The organism is uncultured Pseudoflavonifractor sp. (assembly GCF_944387805.1).
Taxonomy (GTDB): domain Bacteria; phylum Bacillota; class Clostridia; order Oscillospirales; family Oscillospiraceae; genus Pseudoflavonifractor.
Map to the genome: position 1 here is coordinate 1 of NZ_CALXGI010000053.1, position 19,203 is coordinate 19,203.

The window sequence follows — 19,203 nt, forward strand, 5'->3', positions numbered from 1 at the left end:
CTCCGCCCGAGCAGATAAAAAAGACGGGGTCCCCGCCCGGCTAAAGCCGGGTGGGGCGACAGACAGGAGTGGAGATGGAGATCGAAAGTAAGATTTGGGATGGGACTCACCGCCTTTCAGCAGCCGGAACAAGGGTCACAGCAGGCTGTGCACTGCTGCGGCCAGAGCAAAGGTGCCCTTGTCGGAGCCCAGCAGATTTATCTCCTGTTCCTTGGCCCGGGACAGGAGGGCCCCATCGGGGATGACGCCTTCAGACAGAATGACGCAGGCTACATCAGCCATCAGGGCCACGGCGGCTACGTTCTGGTTGGACATGATGGTAATCCAGCAGTCCCCGGCGCTGGCCCGGCCCATAACCCAGCTGAGCAGGTCGCCGGCGTAGCCGCCGGTGACCGGCGCGTCGGGGAGGGGGAGGGTGAATTCCGTCAGGGACAGGGCCTCGGACAGCTCTTTGACAGTCATGGGAACAACCTCGCTTCCTGGCATAGAATAGGTGAGGGGTCATTTCCTGTGCCCATGGGGCGGTTCCCTCTTGCGGCGGAAGGGGGCGGGCAGATACTCGTCGGCATCGGAGGAGCCGGCCATGTACTGCATCCGCTCCCGCATCTTGAAGATACAGTCCTCCTCGCTGGCCCGGCCCAGCACCACATCCTCGGCAAAGGCCCGGCAGGAGGGGGCGCCGCAGGAGCCGCAGTGGAGCCCGGGAAGCTGCTGCTCCAGCGCCTCGATTTTGGCCAGCTTATCCATGGCGGCTGCCCGGTCCTGATCCAGCACAAACACGGGGACATACTGCAATTCATAGTCAAACTTCACCACGTCCCGGTCCTTGCCCTTGAAGGTAAACCGGTTGCGGGACACGGGCAGGCCCTTCATCAGCTTTTTGATGCGCATCCGGGCACCGTAGGGGTTTTCCACCGTCAGGCAGCCCCCCACGCACCCCTGGACGCAGGCGTTGAGCTCGATGAAGTCGGCCTCGGGCAGGCGGCCGTCCTCAATTTCCTCCAGCATACGGATCACGTTGGAGATGCCGTCCACCGCCACGTACCGCTCCCCCATCCGGGCGGCGGACTCGCCGCCGCAGTAGGCCCAGCCCACGCCCATGATGCCCGAGGAGGACAGGGGTCGCAGTTCCTGACCCCGCAGCTTTTTCATGGCGCTGAGGAGGCGCAGGTAGATATCACGGATGGCAAAGGCACCGTCCAGCACCGGGTGGTTGAGGCCGTCGGGGGTGAGGGCGGCGGTGACCTTGGAGGAGCAGGGCACAATGGAGAACACCCCGATCTCCTCCGGCTTCAGGCCGGTCTTCTCCACGGCCTCACGCCGGGCCAGAATGGCGGCCAGCTCCACCGGCGTGATGACCGGCGCGATGTTGGGGATAAGCTTGGGAAAGCGCATGCGGATGAGGCGCAGCACCGTGGGGCAGGCGGAGCTGATCTGGGGCATGACCCGGTCCACACCGCCGGTGATGCACTGGCGCTGGTAGTCGCTGACCAGCTCAGCGGCCTTGGAGACCTCATACACGTCGTGAAAGCCGATCTCCAGCAGGCCGTTGAGGATGATGTCGATGTCGTCCATGTTGTGGAACTGGCCGTAGAGGGCCGGTTCCGGCAGGGCCACGCAGTAGCGGAATTTCTTCAGCATGTCCAGCGGGTCGCTGATGGACTTGATGGCCTTGTGGGGGCAGACCTGGATGCACACGCCGCAGTCGATGCAGCGGGCGTTGAGGATGGCGGCCTTGCCGTTGCGCACCCGGATGGCCTCGGTGGGACAGCTCTTGATGCAGGTGGTGCAGCCCCGGCAGCGCTTATACTCCAGGACAACAGAGTGCTTCAATTCATTCACCTCCGAAGGTTGGGGCATCTGAGCCCCGGCAGGCGGCGGTCATGTCAGCTTCCGCTTGACCAGCCGCCGGAGGACGAGAAGGACGAGGACGATAACCGCCGTAAACAGTCCGTTGAGCAGGATGGACAGGTACCAGGGGGCGGACTGCACGGCGAACAGTTCGGGCCGGGCGTGGTACTCATAGCAGCGCCACAGGCTGCCGCCGAGAAACACGCCGATAAAGGCCCATATGGCGATGTGCAGGAAATCATATACTTTTTTCCACATGATATTGCCCCGATTACAGATTGAACCGCATGGTCACGGTGGTGCCCACGCCCAGGGTGGTGTCGATCTTCATCTCGTCGGAGTAGCGCTTCATGTTGGGCAGGCCCATACCGGCGCCGAAGCCCAGGTCCCGGGCGATCTCGCCGGCGGTGGAGAAGCCCTCCTCCATGGCCTGGTCCACGTCGGGGATACCGGGGCCGGAGTCGATCATGCGGATGGTGATGTGGTCCATGGCGATCTCCACCTCGGCCCGGCCGCCGTCGGCGTGGATAACCATGTTGATCTCGCCCTCATACATGCAGATGGCCGCCCGGCGGATGGTCTCCTGGGGCAGGTCCAGCTTTTTGAGGGCCATTTTCATCTTGCTGGAGGCCTCACCGGCGCCGATCAGGTCGCCGCCCTCCACGTGATAGGTCAGTTTGATGGGCTCCACAGCGTCAGTCCCCCCTCAGTCCGTTGAGATAGAGCAGCCCGCAGGCATCGTACATCCGTCTGGGCGAGCGCATGACCACGATGTCCCGGGCCTGGGCCAGCTTCAGAATGGACTCATCCGGCGTCTTGCCCCGGACAAAGACAATGCACTTCATGTCCAGCATCTCAGCCGTGCGTACCACCTGAGGATTGACCAGTCCGGTGAGCAGCAGCGCCTGGTCCTTCACATAGGCCAGCACATCGCTCATGAAGTCGCTCCCGCAGGCGGCCAGGACCTCCCGGTCCAGATGTTCTTCGCCGGAGAGCACCGTGGCGTCCAGAATCTCCCTGATTGTACTGAGTTTCATAGGCGAGCCTCCGTTCTAAGCCGTAGTCGGCAGAGTGACAAAAAAGTTTTTTAGATAATTATAACATGCTGTTGAAAAAAGCGAAAGTTATGTTGTAAAATTCACAAAGACCAGGGAATGGTGTCCTCCCGTTTTAGACGTTTGTATCATTGACAGAGACGGTGCCCTGGGCTATAATAATTTCAATACTTTATCGGACTAAAGCAACGGCCACGGAGTGCCGTGGCCTCACAGAAGGGCCGCGGTCTTCTGCGGCCGTTTTTCGTCCCTTGAGTATGCCGTGTGCCCGGTGGGCGGACGGCAAAACACATTTAGGAGGGTGTCCAATGTCAGATCGCGTGTACAACTTTTCCGCAGGACCGTCCATGCTGCCGCTGGAGGTGCTTCAGCGCGCCGGTGCCGAAATCACCAACTATCAGGGTTCAGGCATGTCAGTGATGGAGATGAGTCACCGATCTAAGGTTTTCCTGAAGATCTTTGAGGACACCCAGGCGCGCTTCCGCAAGCTGTTCCAGGTGCCCGACAACTACAAGATTCTCTTCCTCCAGGGCGGCGCCTCCAGCCAGTTCTCCATGGTGCCCCTGAACCTGATCGGTAAGACCGGCAAGGCCGACTACGCTGTCACCGGCAATTTCTCCAATGTGGCCTACAAGGAGGCCCAGAAGTACGGCCAGATCAGCCTGGCTGCCTCCTCTGCCGACAAGAACCACACCTACATCCCCACCCAGGACCAGCTGAAGCTGGACCCTGAGGCCAGCTACTTCTATTACTGCGCCAACAACACCATCTACGGCACCGAGTGGCAGTATGTGCCCGACACCGGGGACGTGCCCATTGTATGCGACATGTCCTCCGACATTCTCTCCCGCCCGGTGGACGTGAGCAAATACGGCATTATCTTCGCCGGCGCCCAGAAGAACATGGCCCCCGCCGGCCTGACTGTGGCCATCGTCCGGGAGGATCTGGCCGGCCATGAGCTGCCCTACACCCCGCTGATGATGAACTACAAGACCATGATCGACAAGGATTCCATGTACAACACGCCCCCCTGCTGGTGCATCTACATGCTGGGGCTGGTGCTGGAGTGGCTGGAGGGCCAGGGCGGCGTGCCCGGCATGGAGGCCATCAAGCACGGCAAGGCGGCCATGCTCTACGATGTCATCGACAGCTCCCGCCTGTTCACCTGCGCTGTGGAGAAGGGCTCCCGCTCCGACATGAACGTGGTCTTTCGCACCGGCAGCGACGAGCTGGACGCCAAGTTCGTCAAGGAGTCCACCGCCGCCGGCTTTACCAACCTGAAGGGCCACCGCTCCGTGGGCGGCATGCGGGCCAGTATCTACAACGCCATGCCGGTGGAAGGCGTGGAGAAGCTGTGCGATTTTATCAAGGCCTTCGATAAGGCCAACTGAGCCCGCTGCACGCCCACGGAACCAAGCGTTTTGCCCACAGGGGAAAACCTTGATGCCGGGCGGATTCACTCCGCCCGAGCAGATAAAATCGTGGGACCCCACAAAATGTGTGCATTTTGTGGGCGGGCGGCATGGGGGCCAGTATCTACAACGCCATGCCGGTGGAAGGCGTGGAGAAGCTGTGCGATTTTATCAAGGCCTTCGATAAGGCCAACTGAGCCCGCTGCACGCCCACGGAACCAAGCGTTTTGCCCACAGGGGAAAACCTTGATGCCGGGCGGATTCACTCCGCCCGAGCAGATAAAATCGTGGGACCCCACAAAATGTGTGCATTTTGTGGGCGGGCGGCATGGGGGCCAGTATCTACAACGCCATGCCGGTGGAAGGCGTGGAGAAGCTGTGCGACTTTATCAAGGCCTTCGATAAGGCCAACTGAGCCCGGGAGCACAGCTTTTCCGCGGGCCCCGCGAGGCGGGGCGCGGCTGAGCCGCGTCCAAGCATTTTGGCCGGAGGCCAAAATCTTGCCGCAGGGCGGATTCACTCCGCCCGAGGAAGTAAAATTCGGGGTCCCCAGGAAAGGCGCAGCCTTTTCTGGGGAGAAAGCTGTGCGACTTTATCAAGGCCTTCGATAAAAACAATTGAGAAGGGGAGAACCAGACATGTACCGCATCAAAATGCTGAATAAAATTTCCCCCGCCGGCCTGTCCGTGCTGGACCAGAGCCGCTTTGCGGTCAGTACTGACGTGGAGAATGAGGATGGTATTCTGGTCCGCTCGGCGGACATGCACGAGTACGCATTCCCCGAAAACCTGCGGGCCATCGCCCGGGCGGGTGCGGGGACCAATAATATTCCCATTGACCGCTGCTCTGAGGCGGGCATTGCCGTGTTCAACACCCCCGGCGCCAACGCCAACGCCGTCAAGGAGCTGGTTATCTGCGCCATGCTGCTCTCCTCCCGGAACGTGGTGGGCGGCGCGGCCTGGGTGAAGGAGCAGGCCGCCGCTGGGGCCGACGTGGAAAAAGTGGTGGAGAAGGGAAAAAGTCAGTTTGTGGGTCCGGAGATTCAGGGCAAGACCCTGGGCGTGATAGGGCTGGGGGCCATCGGCGTCCAGGTGGCCAACATCGCCACCAAGCTGGGCATGACCGTGTGGGGCTATGACCCCTTCCTGTCCGTGGACGCGGCATTGTCCCTCTCCCGCATGGTCCAGCGGGCCGGCGACCTGGAGACCATCTACAAGAACTGCGACTACATCACCCTGCACCTGCCCCTCAACGGGGACACCAGGGGCATGATCGACGCCGGAGCCATCCAGATGATGAAGAGCGGCGTGCGGCTCATCAACCTGGCCCGGGGCGGCCTGGTCGCTGACGGCGACCTGCTCCAGGCCCTGGAGAGCGGCAAGGTGGCCTGCTACGTCACCGACTTCCCCAACAATAAAATTCTCACGGGGCGCAACGTGGTGGCCATCCCCCACCTGGGCGCCTCCACCCCTGAGAGCGAGGAGAACTGCGCCGTCATGGCCGCCCAGCAGCTGCGGGATTACCTGGAGAACGGCAACATCCGCAACAGCGTGAACCTGCCCGCCTTGGAGCAGCCCTGGAGCGGCATCGCCCGGCTGTGCATCATTCACCGGAACATCCCCGGCGCCATCGCCAATATTACCAAGGTGCTCTCCGACGACAACGTGAACGTGGAGAACATGACCAACAAGTCCAAGAAGGACTACGCCTACACTGTGGTGGACATCAACACCAAAATCAGGGACGACGTGGTGGATGAGATCCGCGCCCTGGAGGGAGTCCTCCGGGTGCGTCTGCTGACCCACTGATAACGTTATCCACAAAATCAGCTCCACATGTGCAAAACGAAAGACCGGACCGCAATGAGGCGGTCCGGTCTTTCGCGTCTGTAAAGGTTAGGGGGCGGGCACCACGGAGATATGGAACCGGGTTCCGGCGTCGCCGGCAAAGGCGATGGAGCCGTTCTCAGGCAGGGTGACGGTGCTGTCCCCCCACACCACCGAGGAGGCGGCCAGGGCGCCGGCGCTGTCATAGACGTAGAAGCCGCCGCTGCCCTCAATGTCCACCTGGATGGTCAGGCCGGCGGCGCTGTCCACAGTATACCACCGGGCGTAGCCGTCGGGCTGGACGGTGGAGTAGGCGCCTGGGCCGCAGTAGATGGGCTGGGCGATGGAGGCGTCGGCGTACAGGAGACCCTGGGCGTCCATCCAGATATGGCCGTCCTGCTCGGTGATGGAGATGTCCGAGCCGTCCCGGCCGGCATTGCCGGGCACCTGCACGGCAAACTGGCTGTGGTTGGCGTCCATAATCTTCTGAGCCCCCACATAGCCGGGGATGTACTCAGGCAGCTCAGCAGCGGAGGAAGCGCCCAGGGAGAGCCACACCTGGGAGGTGTACTTCTCGTTCAGCGGCAGGACGCTGGTGGTGTTCCACTTGTCCCAGGCGGCCTGAACCTCATCGGAGAGCTGCGCGGGCTCCACCTTCTGGGCCACATAGTTGGAGGTGGGCAGCACAGTCAGACCGGGGAGGAAGGCGTAGGCCTTCTGCCACAGGTAGGTCTCGCCGTTCTCCTCCACCACCGGCTTAACCATGGCGGCGGCGCCGGTCTCATCCCGGAAAGACCCGTCGTCAAAGTAGTAGAAGGTCTGGGCGGGGGAGCTGGGCACGGTGAGGGACTGGAGGGTGAGCACGCCTTCGGCGGAGATATCTACCTTGAACTGCTGGAGGGTGGAGGCGTAGTAGCCGGAGTAGTCCATCATCCCTGCGGGCATGGCCTGGCTGGGGTTGGCTGCGGGCAGGGAGGGGACGGTCTCGTCCACTGCGACGCCCTGCTCCGCCAGGGCGTCAATGAGCATCCGGGAGGCGGCCATCTCGTTGTAGGTGGACGCGCCGCCGGAGGTGAGCACCGCCGCAGCCATATCGTACTCGGGGAGAATCACCAGGCCGGCATGGTAGTACTGGGTGTCGCCGCCCTTGGCCAGGGCCTGGATGTCATTGTACCCGAAGGGAGCCAGGGACACACTGTCCCAGCCCAGACCGAAGGACAGGATGTCGTCGGTGTCGTCGGGCCAGATGCCGCTGCTGTACTCGGGGGCGGCCATGGCGTCCAGAGAGGCGGAGGTGAGCAGCCCGTCCGAGCAGAGCAGGCCGCCGAAAGCGGCCAGGTCGGCGGCGCTGGCATAGATGCCGCCGGTGCCGACGGTGCCCAGGCAGTCCTGGGGCAGGGCCCGGGGGTCCTCGCCCAGATAGGTCTTGACCAGGCGGGAGGTGTCAAACTCGTCCTGAGGAGTAAAGGTGTTCTCCAGGCCGTTGGGGGCCAGAATGGCCTCGTGGAGATATTCGGGGAAGGTCTTGCCGCTTACTGCCTCCACCACCAGCTCGGCCAGGGTGAAGCCGGTGTTGCAGTACACGCTGTACGCCCCGGGGTCGGCGGCCAGCCGCTGGGTGGACAGGGTCTCCAGCAGGTTTTCAGTGGCGGAGCGGTCATCGTCGGCAAAGAGGAGCATGTTGTGGGCGGCGCTCATCAGGCCGGAGGAGTGGTTGAGCAGCATGCGGACCGTAATGTCCTTGTACCGCTGGTCGGCCATCTTGAAGTCGGGCAGGTATTTGGTCACCGGCGCATCCAGGTCGATTTTGCCCTGCTCTGCCAGCTGCATCACGGCGGCGGTGACATAAATTTTACTCACAGATCCGATGCCGTACAGGTCCGTATCCAGGAGAAGGCGGTCCTCCGACCTGGAGTACACGCCGGCGTGGCCGGAGATGGTAATCTCCCCGTCCTGCCACACGGCGTACTGCACGCTGACGGCGCCGCCGTATTGGGCGGCATATTGGGCGGCCAGCGCGGCGGATTCCTCCCGGGTGGCGGGAGCCTCCGTCTCAGCGGCCAGCGCGGGCGCGGAGATACTGACCGCCATAACGGCAGTCAGCGCGAGGGCGCTCAGTCGTTTTTTCCACATTACTGTGTTCATCCTTTCCCGGCTCTTTCCCGAGCCTCGAAGAGATTATCCCACCGGCCCGCTGCACTGTCAAATAAAGAATCCATTAAAAATACCGGGTCCGGCGACGGCTGGAAATATTTTACCACAGGGAAGGGGGGAAGGCAAGAAGAATTTGTGAGTTTATAGCTAACATACAATTGGGCCCCGCTTGGGTACAATTTTCTCAGGTGGTGGCGTATCAGATGAAAAAGGACGAATCCCTTGTATTTGACGAGGATATTTATAACACCATACGGCGCAACATCAGAAAGTACCGCAGGGAGAAGGGGCTGACCTCCGCCCAGCTGGCCGAGCTGGTGGATTTGTCCCACGACTTTGTCCGGCAGATTGAGAGCGAGCGGGTGGGACGCAATTTTTCCGTGGAGACCTTTTATAAAATTTCGGTGGCCCTGGGCGTCAGCATGGACAAGCTGGCCAGGAAAGCATAACGCGTCCCCTCCCCGGGCTGTGGGGAGGGGACGAAAAATTTTTGAAAAACTTTGGGCTTTTGTGTAACAAATCTTCTCCGTCAAACGTCTATATCAATAGAAGGCCTGTTTGACGGGGGAGGGGTGCGCATGTACCGAAAGCAGCGGCTGTACCGGAAATACGCGCTGGCGCGCTATGGGGCGCTGTGCGCCTGCTGTGCCCTGCTGCTGTTGGCCTTTGCCCGTACCATAGGCTATCACCAGCTGCTGCTGCTGCCCTTCTGCCTGGTAGTGGTGCTGGCGGTGCCCTATTTCAGCGCTGTGTACACCTATGAGTACGACGGCAGCCGCCTGGTTGTCTCCCAGGGCAGCGGGGAGAATCCCCCGGTGCTGGAGATTATTGATGCGGAGGACATTCTGGCCTACGGCGTCTACCTCCCCGGCCAGCTCTCCGCCCGGAGGGCCAGCCGGACCGTGCGGGCCTATCTGTTCCTGGACCCAAGGAGCAAGCGATACCTGCTCTACCGCCTGCCCGGCGGCGGCACAGGCATTCTTATCTTCTCCCCCGACCAGGAAATGCGGCAGGCGCTGATCCGGGAGCAGTGGATCTTCCAAGTGTCCTGAAACGGCAGAGATTTCATAAAATCTTTCGTGTTTTTTTCTTGCTCTTTCGGTAAAAACCGTGTAAAATTTCGATGCAACGGTAAGGATATTGCGCAATATGCCGCGCCGGCCGCCCCGACGCGGCATATTTTTGCAGACTGCGTATCGTTTGCACAGCTTGAATGCGAGGTAAGGCAAAGAACATGAATACGGAGATAAAAATGCCGGCCCACACCGGCAGAAGGTGGGTGGAGATACGGCGCTGGGGCCTGATTGCGTCGGCGCTGGTTTTCGCAGGAGTGCTGACGGGGCTGCTGGTGTCCGGCTTCTCCTGGTGGGAGTGCCTGCTGTGGGCCCTGGGGCTGGCCCTGCCCATTCCGGTACGGCTCAAGCTGGAGGGACAGGCGGCGGTGTGGCTGTCCCGGCTGTTCTGGGCCGCCGGCCCGGTGGTGGGGTATGTCCTGGTGGAGATCCTCAACTGGAACAACCCCTTCACCAGCTTTTCCACCCTCCAGGTGGCCCTGAACCTGGCCTTTTACTACATCATCGCCCTGGTTGCCTGGCTCATCGCGGGGCGGCGCAACCTGTCCTGCGGCATCTCCACCGCCCTGTTCTGGCTTATCGGCATGGCAAACCACTATGTCATCGCCTTCCGGGGCCGAACCATCTTCCCCGGCGACCTGCTCACCCTGGGCACCGCCGTCAACGTGGCGGGCAACTACAACTATGCCTTTGACACCAAGCAGGCCCTCACCGGCCTGGGGCTGGCCCTCTTCCTGCTCCTGCTGCTCACCCTGCCCCGGCAGAAGGGCCGCGCCCGGCTCCGGCTCCGCTCCGCCCTGCCGGTGACCGCCGCCTGTGCCGCCTTCCTGGCCGTGTTCTTCGGCACAAATTTCCTCTCCGCCGCGGGCATTGAGCCCTCCATGTGGACCACCCGGGGCAACGGCTTTGTGCTTAATTTCTCGGTATGCCTGCGGTATTCCTCCGTGTCCGAGCCGGAGGGCTACTCTCAGGAGGCTCTGGCCCGGATTGCCGCCGGGGTGGAAGAGGATCCTGTGCCCGCAGCGGGCACGGACGGCGGTGGAGCCGCCGTCCAGCCCACAAATCTCATTGTCATTATGAACGAGTCCTTCTCCGACCTGACCGGCACCTTTGACCTGGAGACCAACCAGGACCCCATGCCCTTTTTCCGCTCCCTGACGGAGAACACCATCCGGGGCACGGCTTACTCCTCTGTGTTCGGCGGCACCACCGCCAACTCGGAGTACGAGTTCCTCACCGGCAACACCACCGCCTTCCTCCCGGCAGGTACGGTGCCCTACCACCTCTATGTAAAAGAGGGCTCCGAGTCCATGGTGGCCCAGATGAGTGCGCTGGGCTATGAGTGTGTGGCCATGCACCCCTACTACTCCTCCGGCTGGAACCGGATTCCCGTATATAAGGCGTTCGGCTTTGACCGCTGGCTGTTCCAGAGCGATTTTAAGGACCCTGCTTACATCCGGGAGTACATCTCAGACCAGACCGACTATGAAAACCTGATCCGCATCTATGAGGAAAAGGAAGAGGGAGCGCCCCTCTTTATCTTCAACGTGACCATGCAGAACCACAGCGCCTACGCGGGGGCCTGGACCAACCTGCCCAGGGAGGTGTGGCTCACCGGGGAGATGGAGGGCAAATACAACACGGTAAACCAGTACCTGAACCTGATTTACCAGAGCGACCGGGCCTTTGAGTACCTCATCAACTACTTCTCCCAGGTGGAGGAGCCCACCATGATTCTCATCTTTGGCGACCACCAGCCCCAGGTGGCCACTAATTTCTACACCGAATTGCTGGGCAGCGACCCCACCGTGGAGGAGGCCCAGAAGAAGCAGGAGGTGCCCTTCCTCATCTGGGCCAACTACGACATCGAGGAGAAGCAGGATGTGAAGCTGTCCCTCAACTACCTGTCCGGACTGCTGATGGAGGCGGCCAACCTGCCCGAGACCGGCTACCAGGCCTTCCTCAGCCAGCTGTGGGAGACGGTGCCGGTGGTGAACGCGGTGGGCTACCAGGATACCGACGGCACCTGGCATGAGCGGACAGAGGACATGAGCCAGGCGGCCCGGGAGGGCCTGCTGGACTACCAGATGCTCCAGTACAACGAGCTGTTCGACAGCCGGGACAACCGGCTGGAGGATTTCTTCTTCCTGCCGGAAAAAGAGTAAAAAACAGGCGGCGCATCCCATATCCGGGATGCGCCGCTGATTTAGAGCCGCAGGCATAATGATGCGGTGCTGCCTTAGTCCAGGCTGAGCAGGTCGGGGCCCTCCAGGTTCATTCTCCGTTTCCGGCCGGCAGAGTAGGCCAGCTTTTCGGAGAGCAGCTTGGTGTCCCCCGAGGCGATGGCCTCCCGGTAGGCGTGGAGGTTTTCTTCCAGCCGGTCCAGGGCGGTGAGCAGGGCGGGGGCGTTCATGGAGAAGAGCTGGGTCCACAGCCCCACGTCCAGGGCGGCCACCCGGGTGCAGCCCCGGAAGGAGCTGCCCTCAAAGCCCTTGCAGGTGAAGAGCATGGGGTCGTCGCACACCGAGACGGCGATGATGTGCATCATCTGGCTGGTGTAGGCCAGGATGGCGTCGTGCTCCTCCGGGGTGGTGCGCACCACGTCCTTGCAGCCGATGTAGCCGGCCAGCCGCTCCATCAGGGCGACATGCTCCGGCCTGCTGCTCTCCCGGGGAGTGACAATCAGGTGGGACTTCTGAAACATCTCGGCAAAGGCGTGCTCAACGCCGGAAAACTCGGTGCCCGCCATGGGGTGGCAGCCGATGAAGTCCACCTCAGGCGGCAGCACCTCGGCTGCCTCCATAATGGCGGTCTTGATGCCGCACACGTCGGTGACCAGACTGCCCGGCTTGAACTGGTCCCTATACTCCGCCAGGAACCGGGTGATGCCCCTGGGATGGAGGCACAGGATAGTCACGTCCGCCTGGGGGATGACCTCGCCCGCCTCTGCGGTGACGCGGTCGCCCACGCCGTGCTCCGCGGCAAAGCGGAGGGTGGGCTCCGACACGTCCACGCCCACAATTTCAAAGTCCTCAAAGCCCTTCAGTGCCAGGGCCATAGAGCCGCCAATTAAGCCAAGGCCAATGACGGCAATGGTTTTCGACATGGAAAAGACCTCCCAAAAGCGAAATTATGCCGGGGCGCTTTATTTGTCCCGGGCAGATAGAATAGAAGGAGTTCCCCCGGAGCCAATGCTCCGGGGCGCCGCCAATCAGGCCAGGGCCGATGACAGCAATGATTTTTGATATGGAAAGGGCCGCTTTTACACGCTGCGGCCCACGCAGGCGGCCACGCTGCGGATTTTCTCCATCAGGCTCCCAAACTGCTCCGGGGTGATGGACTGAGCGCCGTCGCACAGGGCGTTTTTGGGGTCGTTGTGGACCTCGATGAGCAGGCCGTCTGCCCCGGCGGCTACGGCGGCCAGGCTCATCCGCTCCACCATCCAGGCCTTGCCGCAGGCGTGGGACGGGTCCACCACCACGGGCAGGTGGGTCATCTGCTTGGCTGCCAGCACGGCGGACAGGTCCAAGGTGTTGCGGGTGTAGGTCTCAAAGGTGCGGATACCCCGCTCACACAGGATGACGTTGGGGTTGCCGCCGGCCAGAATGTACTCAGCGGACATAATCCACTCCTCAATGGTGGAGCTGAGGCCACGCTTGAGCAGGATGGGCTTGTTGACCTTGCCCAGCTTCTTGAGCAGGTCGAAGTTCTGCATGTTCCGGGCGCCCACCTGAATTACGTCCACGCATGCCTCGAAGAGAGGGATTTGGTCGGCGCTCATCAGTTCGGTGACAATGGGCAGGCCGGTGGCCTCTCTGGCCTCCCGCAGCAGCTCGATGCCCCGGGAACCCATACCCTGGAAGGCGTAGGGGGAGGTGCGGGGCTTGTAAGCGCCGCCCCGGAGGGCCGCTGCCCCGGCGGCCTGCACCGCCTTGGCTACGCCGATAATCTGCGCTTCGCTCTCCACCGAGCAGGGCCCGGCGATGACGGCCAGCTTGCTGCCGCCCACTGCTGCGCCGCCGCCCAGGTCGATGATGGAATCGTCGGGGTGGAATTTCCGGTTGGCCTTCTTGAAGGGCTCGCTGACCCGCATGACCCGCTCCACACCGGGCAGCTGGGACAGCTTCTCCTCGTCCAGGCGGCTGGTGTCGCCCTCGGCCCCCAGAATGGTGGTCTCGGCGCCCTTGGACACCATTACCTTCACCCCGCCGGCCTCCATGGCGCGGATGGCCTCTTCCATCTGCTCTGCGGTAAAATTGGGCTTTAAGATCACGACCATGTCAATTTCATCCTTTCTCATTTCCGGGCGTTCCGGGCCGCTGCACAGAAAAACCGCGGCGGCCCAAAACGGACCGCCGCGGTTTTGTTCTCCAGTGGGGAGCGCTTCCGGCTGGCAAATCGGTTATGGGCAGGCAAAATAACCGCTACGGTAATAGCGGTAATAGCCGTATGCATAACCGAAATACAGCGCCATGGTGAAGCCCCTTCTCTGTCTGATAGAGAAACTTTAGCACTTTTTGTTGTTAAAGTCAAGAGCTTTTTTTGCTTGAAATCCTACAAAACCCGTGGTAATATAGTTGTAACTACCTGAGAAGAGGAGTTTCTGACATGAAAATTTCCACCAAGGGCCGCTATGCCCTTCGCTTGATGCTGGATCTGGCCGTCCAGCCGGGAGATTCTGCCGTCCCCCTGCGGGATGTGGCCGAGCGGCAGGAGATCTCCGATAAATATCTGGAGCAGATCGTCACCCAGCTGGCCCGGGGCGGCCTGGTCCGCAGCGTCCGGGGGGCGGGAGGCGGCTATCTGCTGACCCGTGCGCCCGAGGACTACACCGTAGGAGAAATTCTCCGCCAGCTGGAGGGCAATCTGGCTCCGGTGAGCTGCGTGTCCGGCGGAGCCTGCTGCGGCAGGGCGGACCGGTGCGTCACCCTGGAGGTATGGCAGCAGATCCAGGAAGCGGTGGACAATGTGGTGGACAACATCACCCTGGCCGACCTGGTGAAGCGCTATCACGAGAAGTGCCGCGAGGGCGAGCAGGACTAATTGGAAACGGGCTCAAAGGGCGTGAGCAGCAGGGAGCCGTCTTTGCCGCTCATGGCGATGGCGCAGTAGTGGACGGCTCCGTCCGAATCGGTAAAGACCAGGGCGGTGTTGGGCATGTCGCCGGGGAAGGCCATGGCCACCACAAAGGGGCGGCCGGGGATGATGGCGTCAAGGGTGCCCAGAACGGCGTCCACCCGGTAGCCCATATCGTCCATGGGGATGGACACCACCTGAATATCGGTGACTGTCTCGGTGGTGGTGATGGCTACGTCCACCCGGTACTCGCTGTCGTCCAGAAGCAGCAGGTCGTAGTCCTCCGGTCGGGAGAGCAGGTCCTCGCCGGCGTAGTCTGCTGAAACAGGCAGTTCCGGCTCGGCGGGTGCCTCCGGCTCCTCCGGCGGCAGGCTCTCCCGGGGCGGCGTTGCCTCGGGCGTCTCTGCCGGCAGGCTCTCCTCCGGCGGCGGAGCGGGTTCCATGCTTTCGGTGGGAGGCGGCGTGGTGTCTGTGGGAGCAGGGGGGTCTGCGGCGGGTCCGCAGGCGGCCAGCGCCAGAAGCAGCCCCAGAGCCGGGAGCAGGGCGAAAAAACGTTTCATACCGTTTTCCTCCTTATATTCCGCAAAATTGGCTCATCTTTAGTATCAGTATACCAGAAACAGTGCAATAAATCCATCAAAAAGAGCTGCGGCGCATTTGCGCCGCAGCTCTTTTGCCTTTGGGGAAGTTCAGCCTGCCAGCTTGCCGATGGAGTTGGCGGTGAGGGCGTCGAACTGCTCCTGGGTCAGGTCGCAGTGGTAGAAAATCTCATAGTACCGGGCCACCTCGGTGTACAGATCATAGTCGATCTGGTCGGGATAGAGGAGAGCGCCCAGCCACAGCATGCCCAGATAGCGGTTGACGGAGGGGGGGAAGCCCATCCAGTTGTAGGGCCCGAAGGGGACCTCATAGTAGGTGCCGTTCTGGATGGCGGTCAAATCCTGCCACACCGGGTCGCCGGCCACCTGGTCATAGTAGCTGTCGGGGGCGAAGAGGATGATGTCCGGGTTCCAGAGGAGAAGCTGCTCCATATCCACTTCGTTGCCGGTTCCCTTGGAGGAAGGGGAATCCACCACAGCCAGATTGTTGGTCATCAGATCGATGACCTCGGCGTGGTAGGAGTTCTGGGCGATGACGTTCAGGCCCTGGTCGCCCAGACAGTAGAGAATGTTGGCCTTGTTGCTGCCGATGGTCTCCATCATGGAGAGGGTGTTGCCGTAGATCTCGTCGCAGTAGTCGGCGATGACGGCGGCCTCCTCCTCCATGCCCAGCAGCCCGCCCAGCATGCGGTAGGTGTCGCCCATGGTGGCGGTGTAGGCGTCGATGTGGACGGCAGGGATGCCCAGCTGCTCGGTGATGGCGTCCATATCCTCCACGATGGAGTCCTTGGGCTCGCCGATGTCGATGATCACCTGGGGATCGGCGGCGGCCAGAGACTCCAGGTTCAGCTCACCGGCGCTGGAGCCGTAGAGCTGGCCCAGGGTGGGCAGATTGTAGTACTGGGTGTCAATGTACTGGTCGGCCTCGGGGTCCCACTCGCTGGCCAGACCCACGAACTTGTCGGGGCACAGGGCGAAGAGCACGATCTGGGCCATGGGGCCGGAGGGGGCGATGCGGTCAATCTGGGCGGGGAGCTCCACCGTGCGGCCGCAGGAGTCGGTGAACTGGACGGTGTCGGCGGTGCCTTCCTCAGAGGGCTGGACGCTGGGGGTCTGGGAGACGGAGGGCGCGGGAGAGCCGGAGGCCGACGGGCTGGCCTCGGGAGTGGTCTGGGTGCAGGCGGCCAGGGAGACCACCATGGCCAGGCACAGCAGCAGAGACAGGGCTTTCTGTTTCATAACAATCCTCCTTACTGATTTGAAGAGACCGGGTTATATTCCACCTGCTCGCAGGGGGAAAACGTGGGAAGGTCCCGGGGGATGCACACCCGCATCCGCCCGTCCCGCAGGGGCACTACCTCAGCGTCAATGCCGTAGAGGGCCCTGATCAGGTCCTCATTCATCACGTCGCCGGGGGCGCCGTGGGCCAGGACCCGGCCGTCCTTCATGGCCAGGATCTGGTGGGAGAAGAGGTAGGACTGCTCCGGGTTGTGGGTGGACTGGACGATGGTGTACCCCGCGTCGGCCAGGGCCCGCACCTTGGTGAGCACCCGGATCTGGTTGCCGTAGTCCAGATTGGCGGTGGGCTCGTCCATCAGCAGCACCGGAGACTGCTGGGCCAGCGCCCGGGCGATGAGCACCAGCTGCCGCTCGCCGCCGGACAGGCGGGTGTAGCTCCGCCCGGCCAGATGTCCGATGTCCAGCCGCTCCAGAGCGTCCCGGGCGGCGGCCTCCTGCTTGGGGCCGGGGGGAGAGAAGCCCCTGCTCTGGGCCGTGGTGCCCATGAGGACCATGTCGAACACGCTGTACTGGAAGGCGGGGTAGTTGGACTGGGGAATGTAGGCCACCTTGCGGGCCAGCTCCCGGGCGCCCAGATTGCTGACCACTGCGCCGTCCACAGTGATCTCGCCCTGGAAGCCGTGGAGCAGGCCCAGAATGCAGCGGAACAGGGTGCTCTTGCCCACGCCGTTGGGGCCCAGCACCGAGAGAAGCCGGCCCTTGCCCACGGAAAAGCTGATGTCCCTGAGCACCTGGCGGTTTCCGTAGGAGAAGGAGAGGTGTTTGACTTCAATACTCACGTCACATCGCCCCCCTTCATCATCAGATAGAGGAAGAAGGGCGCGCCCACAAAGGCGGTGAGGATGCCGATGGGCAGCTCGGTGGCGTAGAGGTTGCGGGAGATGTTGTCCACAATCAGCAGGAACAGCGCCCCTGCCGCCATGGAGGCGGGCATCAGGTACCGGGTGTTGCTGCCCACCAGGCGGCGGCACAGATGGGGAATCACCAGACCCACCCAGCCGATGGCGCCGCACACCGACACCGCCGCGGCGGTGATGAGGGTGGAGGCCAGGATGATCACCGGCCGCACCACCCTGGCGTTGACGCCCATGGTGCGGGCCTCCTCGTCGCCCATGGTGAGCACGCCCAGCTGCCACCGGAGCACAAACAGAATGGCCAAGCCAATCAGCATGGGCAGGAACACAAAGGACACCTTGTCCCGGGTGGTGCCGGACAGGCTGCCCATGAGCCAGTAGGTGATCTTGGGCAGGGCTTCGTTGGGGTCGGCCACCAGCTTGATATAGGATGTGCCCGCCTCAAAGAGAGAGCTGACGACGATACCGGCCAGAATCAGGCTCATGACCCGCTTGCCTTTGGCGCGGCTGCTCACCAGCCACACCAGAACCACCGTCAGGATGCCGAAGCCGAAGGCCATCAGCATGGTCAGCTGTGCGCCGAATCCGGCGATGATGGCCAGGGAGGCGCCGAAGGCGGAGCCCTTGGTGGCGCCCAGAATGTCGGGGGAGGCCATGGGGTTCTGGAAGATGCCCTGGTAGGCGCAGCCGGCGGCGGACAGGCAGCAGCCTACCAGACAGGCCATGATAATGCGGGGCAGGCGGACGTTGAAGAACACGTTTACCATGGTGTCGGCCCAGAACTGCTCGATGGGGAAGAAGCGGGAGAGCACAATACCCGCCAGTTCGGCGGGCGTGATGGGGTAGCGGCCCAGGCCGAAGGACAGGATGGCGGTGCATGCCAGCAAAACCAGCATAATCAGAATGATCAGAACTTTTCTTCTGCCCCCCTGGGGCGATGCAGACGGCATGGGCGGAGCTCCTCTCTGTTTCTCCGAGCGGGCGAAAAAGGATACAAAAAACCTCCGTCGAGAAGACGGAGGTAACAACAACCAGACCATACCGCGCATACAGCGGTACAGCATGAAAAACCTCTCCTTCTCAAACACGGAAGGCCTGTCCGTTTCCAGCGCAGACCCTGAAAGGACGCCATAGGGGCGTCCGCGGCCCGGGCGCCATAGCAGAGCCTTAGGCGCAGGGGCTCGGAGAATATTGAATTGTGGGGGAAACCGGGGTATGATACAATATCAGGCAACGGGGCGGAGCGTCCCGCAGGCCTGTTGTTGAAAGCATACTATTTTTGCGATTGATTGTCAAGTTTTTTGGAGGTTTGCATGAGGCATATTTTTCTAACCGGTCCGGTTCAGTGCGGCAAGAGCACGGTCATCACCCGGGTGCTGGAGGGATGGAGCGGGGCGGTGGGGGGCTTTCGCACCGGCTTCGGGCCCGACCGGGCATGTCCGGAGCGGCTGCTCTACCTGTGGAGCGCGGCGGAGCCCGCCCGGTACGACCAGGACCACGCGGTGGTGGAATTTTTCGACGGCTGCGCGCCGGAGGCCATTCCAAGCCGGTTTGACGCCCTGGGTACCGCCTGCCTGGCCGGGACACCCACCCTGTGGGTGATGGACGAGTGCGGCCGCCTGGAGCGGGACGCCCTGTCCTTTCAGCAGGCTATTCTGGAAAAGCTGGAGGGGGACACGCCGGTGCTGGGCGTGGTGCGGGAGGGCTTCCCCGGGTGGACAAAGGCCATCGCTACTCATCCCAACGTGGCGCTTGTCACCGTCACAGAGGACAACCGGGACGCCCTGCCTGAGCTGATTCGGGTGCGGTTGAGGGGAGAATAAGGGAAAACAGACGGCCCGCCGAAGTTATCTATATCGTTGACGATTGCCTTTTCTTATGATATATTATTTATGTAAAATAAACAATTACTTCCGCGCCGCCATTTAAGAAAGATTAACTATTAGAAGTCAACCCCGAAAAGGGACGGCGGTGGCAAAGAAAGTAGATGGTTGAAAAAGGGTA

19 protein-coding genes and 1 riboswitch are annotated in these 19,203 nt (G+C 62.0%); of the genes, 7 read left to right on the forward strand and 12 right to left on the reverse strand.

What is annotated here, in order from left to right:
• Nucleotides 1-135: 135 nt before the first annotated feature.
• The 5 genes from Q0K06_RS10980 to Q0K06_RS11000 are packed head-to-tail and all read right to left on the reverse strand — an operon-like array spanning nt 136 to nt 2,888.
• A complete protein-coding gene (locus tag Q0K06_RS10980; RefSeq protein WP_294552306.1) occupies nt 136-462 on the reverse strand; it encodes a DRTGG domain-containing protein in 327 nt (108 codons plus the stop codon).
• Between the two features lie 39 nt (nt 463-501).
• A complete protein-coding gene (locus tag Q0K06_RS10985) occupies nt 502-1,842 on the reverse strand; it encodes a [Fe-Fe] hydrogenase large subunit C-terminal domain-containing protein (RefSeq protein ID WP_294552352.1) in 1,341 nt (446 codons plus the stop codon).
• A gap of 39 nt (nt 1,843-1,881) precedes the next feature.
• Nucleotides 1,882-2,109 (reverse strand): hypothetical protein, encoded by a 228-nt coding sequence (locus tag Q0K06_RS10990; protein ID WP_294552310.1) that lies wholly within the window; start codon nt 2,107-2,109, stop codon nt 1,882-1,884.
• Nucleotides 2,110-2,122: 13 nt separating this feature from the next.
• Nucleotides 2,123-2,542 carry an ATP-binding protein gene (locus Q0K06_RS10995; protein WP_294534175.1) on the reverse strand — a complete coding sequence of 140 codons (420 nt, stop codon included), beginning with the start codon at nt 2,540-2,542 and terminating at the stop codon, nt 2,123-2,125.
• Nucleotides 2,543-2,546: 4 nt separating this feature from the next.
• Entirely contained in the window at nt 2,547-2,888 is a 342-nt protein-coding gene (locus Q0K06_RS11000; RefSeq protein ID WP_294552314.1) for a DRTGG domain-containing protein, read from the reverse strand.
• Between the two features lie 326 nt (nt 2,889-3,214).
• On the opposite strand from Q0K06_RS11000, the gene serC reads away from it, so the two are divergent.
• Together serC and Q0K06_RS11010 are read left to right on the forward strand one after the other, a co-directional pair.
• Complete coding sequence (serC, locus tag Q0K06_RS11005; RefSeq protein WP_294552317.1) at nt 3,215-4,297, forward strand: 3-phosphoserine/phosphohydroxythreonine transaminase; 1,083 nt, start codon at nt 3,215-3,217, stop codon at nt 4,295-4,297.
• A 659-nt stretch (nt 4,298-4,956) separates the two neighbouring features.
• Nucleotides 4,957-6,126, forward strand: coding sequence for a phosphoglycerate dehydrogenase (locus Q0K06_RS11010; RefSeq protein ID WP_294552319.1), 1,170 nt, complete (start codon nt 4,957-4,959; stop codon nt 6,124-6,126).
• 87 nt (nt 6,127-6,213) lie between these two features.
• On the opposite strand, the gene Q0K06_RS11015 is transcribed toward Q0K06_RS11010, so the two are convergent.
• Nucleotides 6,214-8,277 (reverse strand): serine hydrolase domain-containing protein, encoded by a 2,064-nt coding sequence (locus tag Q0K06_RS11015; RefSeq protein WP_294552321.1) that lies wholly within the window; start codon nt 8,275-8,277, stop codon nt 6,214-6,216.
• A 224-nt stretch (nt 8,278-8,501) separates the two neighbouring features.
• Between Q0K06_RS11015 and Q0K06_RS11020 the strand changes: the two genes are divergently transcribed.
• The 3 genes from Q0K06_RS11020 (at nt 8,502) to Q0K06_RS11030 (ending at nt 11,536) form a co-directional block, all read left to right on the forward strand.
• Entirely contained in the window at nt 8,502-8,747 is a 246-nt protein-coding gene (locus Q0K06_RS11020) for a helix-turn-helix transcriptional regulator (protein WP_294552323.1), read from the forward strand.
• 129 nt (nt 8,748-8,876) lie between these two features.
• Nucleotides 8,877-9,350, forward strand: a complete 474-nt coding sequence (locus tag Q0K06_RS11025; RefSeq protein WP_294552325.1) for a hypothetical protein — start codon at nt 8,877-8,879, stop codon at nt 9,348-9,350.
• A gap of 200 nt (nt 9,351-9,550) precedes the next feature.
• The gene (locus tag Q0K06_RS11030) at nt 9,551-11,536 is read left to right on the forward strand and encodes an LTA synthase family protein (RefSeq protein WP_294552329.1); all 1,986 of its coding nucleotides are present in this window, start codon (nt 9,551-9,553) and stop codon (nt 11,534-11,536) included.
• A gap of 74 nt (nt 11,537-11,610) precedes the next feature.
• On the opposite strand, the gene Q0K06_RS11035 is transcribed toward Q0K06_RS11030, so the two are convergent.
• Nucleotides 11,611-12,477 carry a prephenate dehydrogenase gene (locus Q0K06_RS11035; protein WP_294552331.1) on the reverse strand — a complete coding sequence of 289 codons (867 nt, stop codon included), beginning with the start codon at nt 12,475-12,477 and terminating at the stop codon, nt 11,611-11,613.
• A gap of 156 nt (nt 12,478-12,633) precedes the next feature.
• A complete protein-coding gene (aroF, locus tag Q0K06_RS11040; protein ID WP_294552333.1) occupies nt 12,634-13,650 on the reverse strand; it encodes a 3-deoxy-7-phosphoheptulonate synthase in 1,017 nt (338 codons plus the stop codon).
• 329 nt (nt 13,651-13,979) lie between these two features.
• On the opposite strand from aroF, the gene Q0K06_RS11045 reads away from it, so the two are divergent.
• A complete protein-coding gene (locus tag Q0K06_RS11045) occupies nt 13,980-14,414 on the forward strand; it encodes an Rrf2 family transcriptional regulator (RefSeq protein ID WP_294552336.1) in 435 nt (144 codons plus the stop codon).
• On the opposite strand, the gene Q0K06_RS11050 is transcribed toward Q0K06_RS11045, so the two are convergent.
• The 4 genes from Q0K06_RS11050 to Q0K06_RS11065 form a co-directional block, all read right to left on the reverse strand.
• Nucleotides 14,411-15,007, reverse strand: a complete 597-nt coding sequence (locus tag Q0K06_RS11050; RefSeq protein ID WP_294552338.1) for a hypothetical protein — start codon at nt 15,005-15,007, stop codon at nt 14,411-14,413. The genes Q0K06_RS11045 and Q0K06_RS11050 overlap by 4 nt on opposite strands.
• A 129-nt stretch (nt 15,008-15,136) precedes the next feature.
• Nucleotides 15,137-16,285, reverse strand: a complete 1,149-nt coding sequence (locus tag Q0K06_RS11055) for an ABC transporter substrate-binding protein (RefSeq protein WP_294552340.1) — start codon at nt 16,283-16,285, stop codon at nt 15,137-15,139.
• A gap of 11 nt (nt 16,286-16,296) precedes the next feature.
• Nucleotides 16,297-17,124, reverse strand: a complete 828-nt coding sequence (locus Q0K06_RS11060; RefSeq protein ID WP_294552343.1) for an ABC transporter ATP-binding protein — start codon at nt 17,122-17,124, stop codon at nt 16,297-16,299.
• Nucleotides 17,121-18,149, reverse strand: coding sequence for an iron ABC transporter permease (locus Q0K06_RS11065; protein WP_294552346.1), 1,029 nt, complete (start codon nt 18,147-18,149; stop codon nt 17,121-17,123). Before Q0K06_RS11065 ends, Q0K06_RS11060 begins: the two co-directional genes overlap by 4 nt.
• Nucleotides 18,150-18,256: 107 nt before the next feature.
• Nucleotides 18,257-18,397: riboswitch (molybdenum cofactor riboswitch) on the reverse strand.
• Nucleotides 18,398-18,512: 115 nt separating this feature from the next.
• On the opposite strand from Q0K06_RS11065, the gene Q0K06_RS11070 reads away from it, so the two are divergent.
• Nucleotides 18,513-19,022 carry a nucleoside-triphosphatase gene (locus Q0K06_RS11070; protein WP_294552349.1) on the forward strand — a complete coding sequence of 170 codons (510 nt, stop codon included), beginning with the start codon at nt 18,513-18,515 and terminating at the stop codon, nt 19,020-19,022.
• The last annotated feature ends 181 nt before the right edge of the window (nt 19,023-19,203 follow it).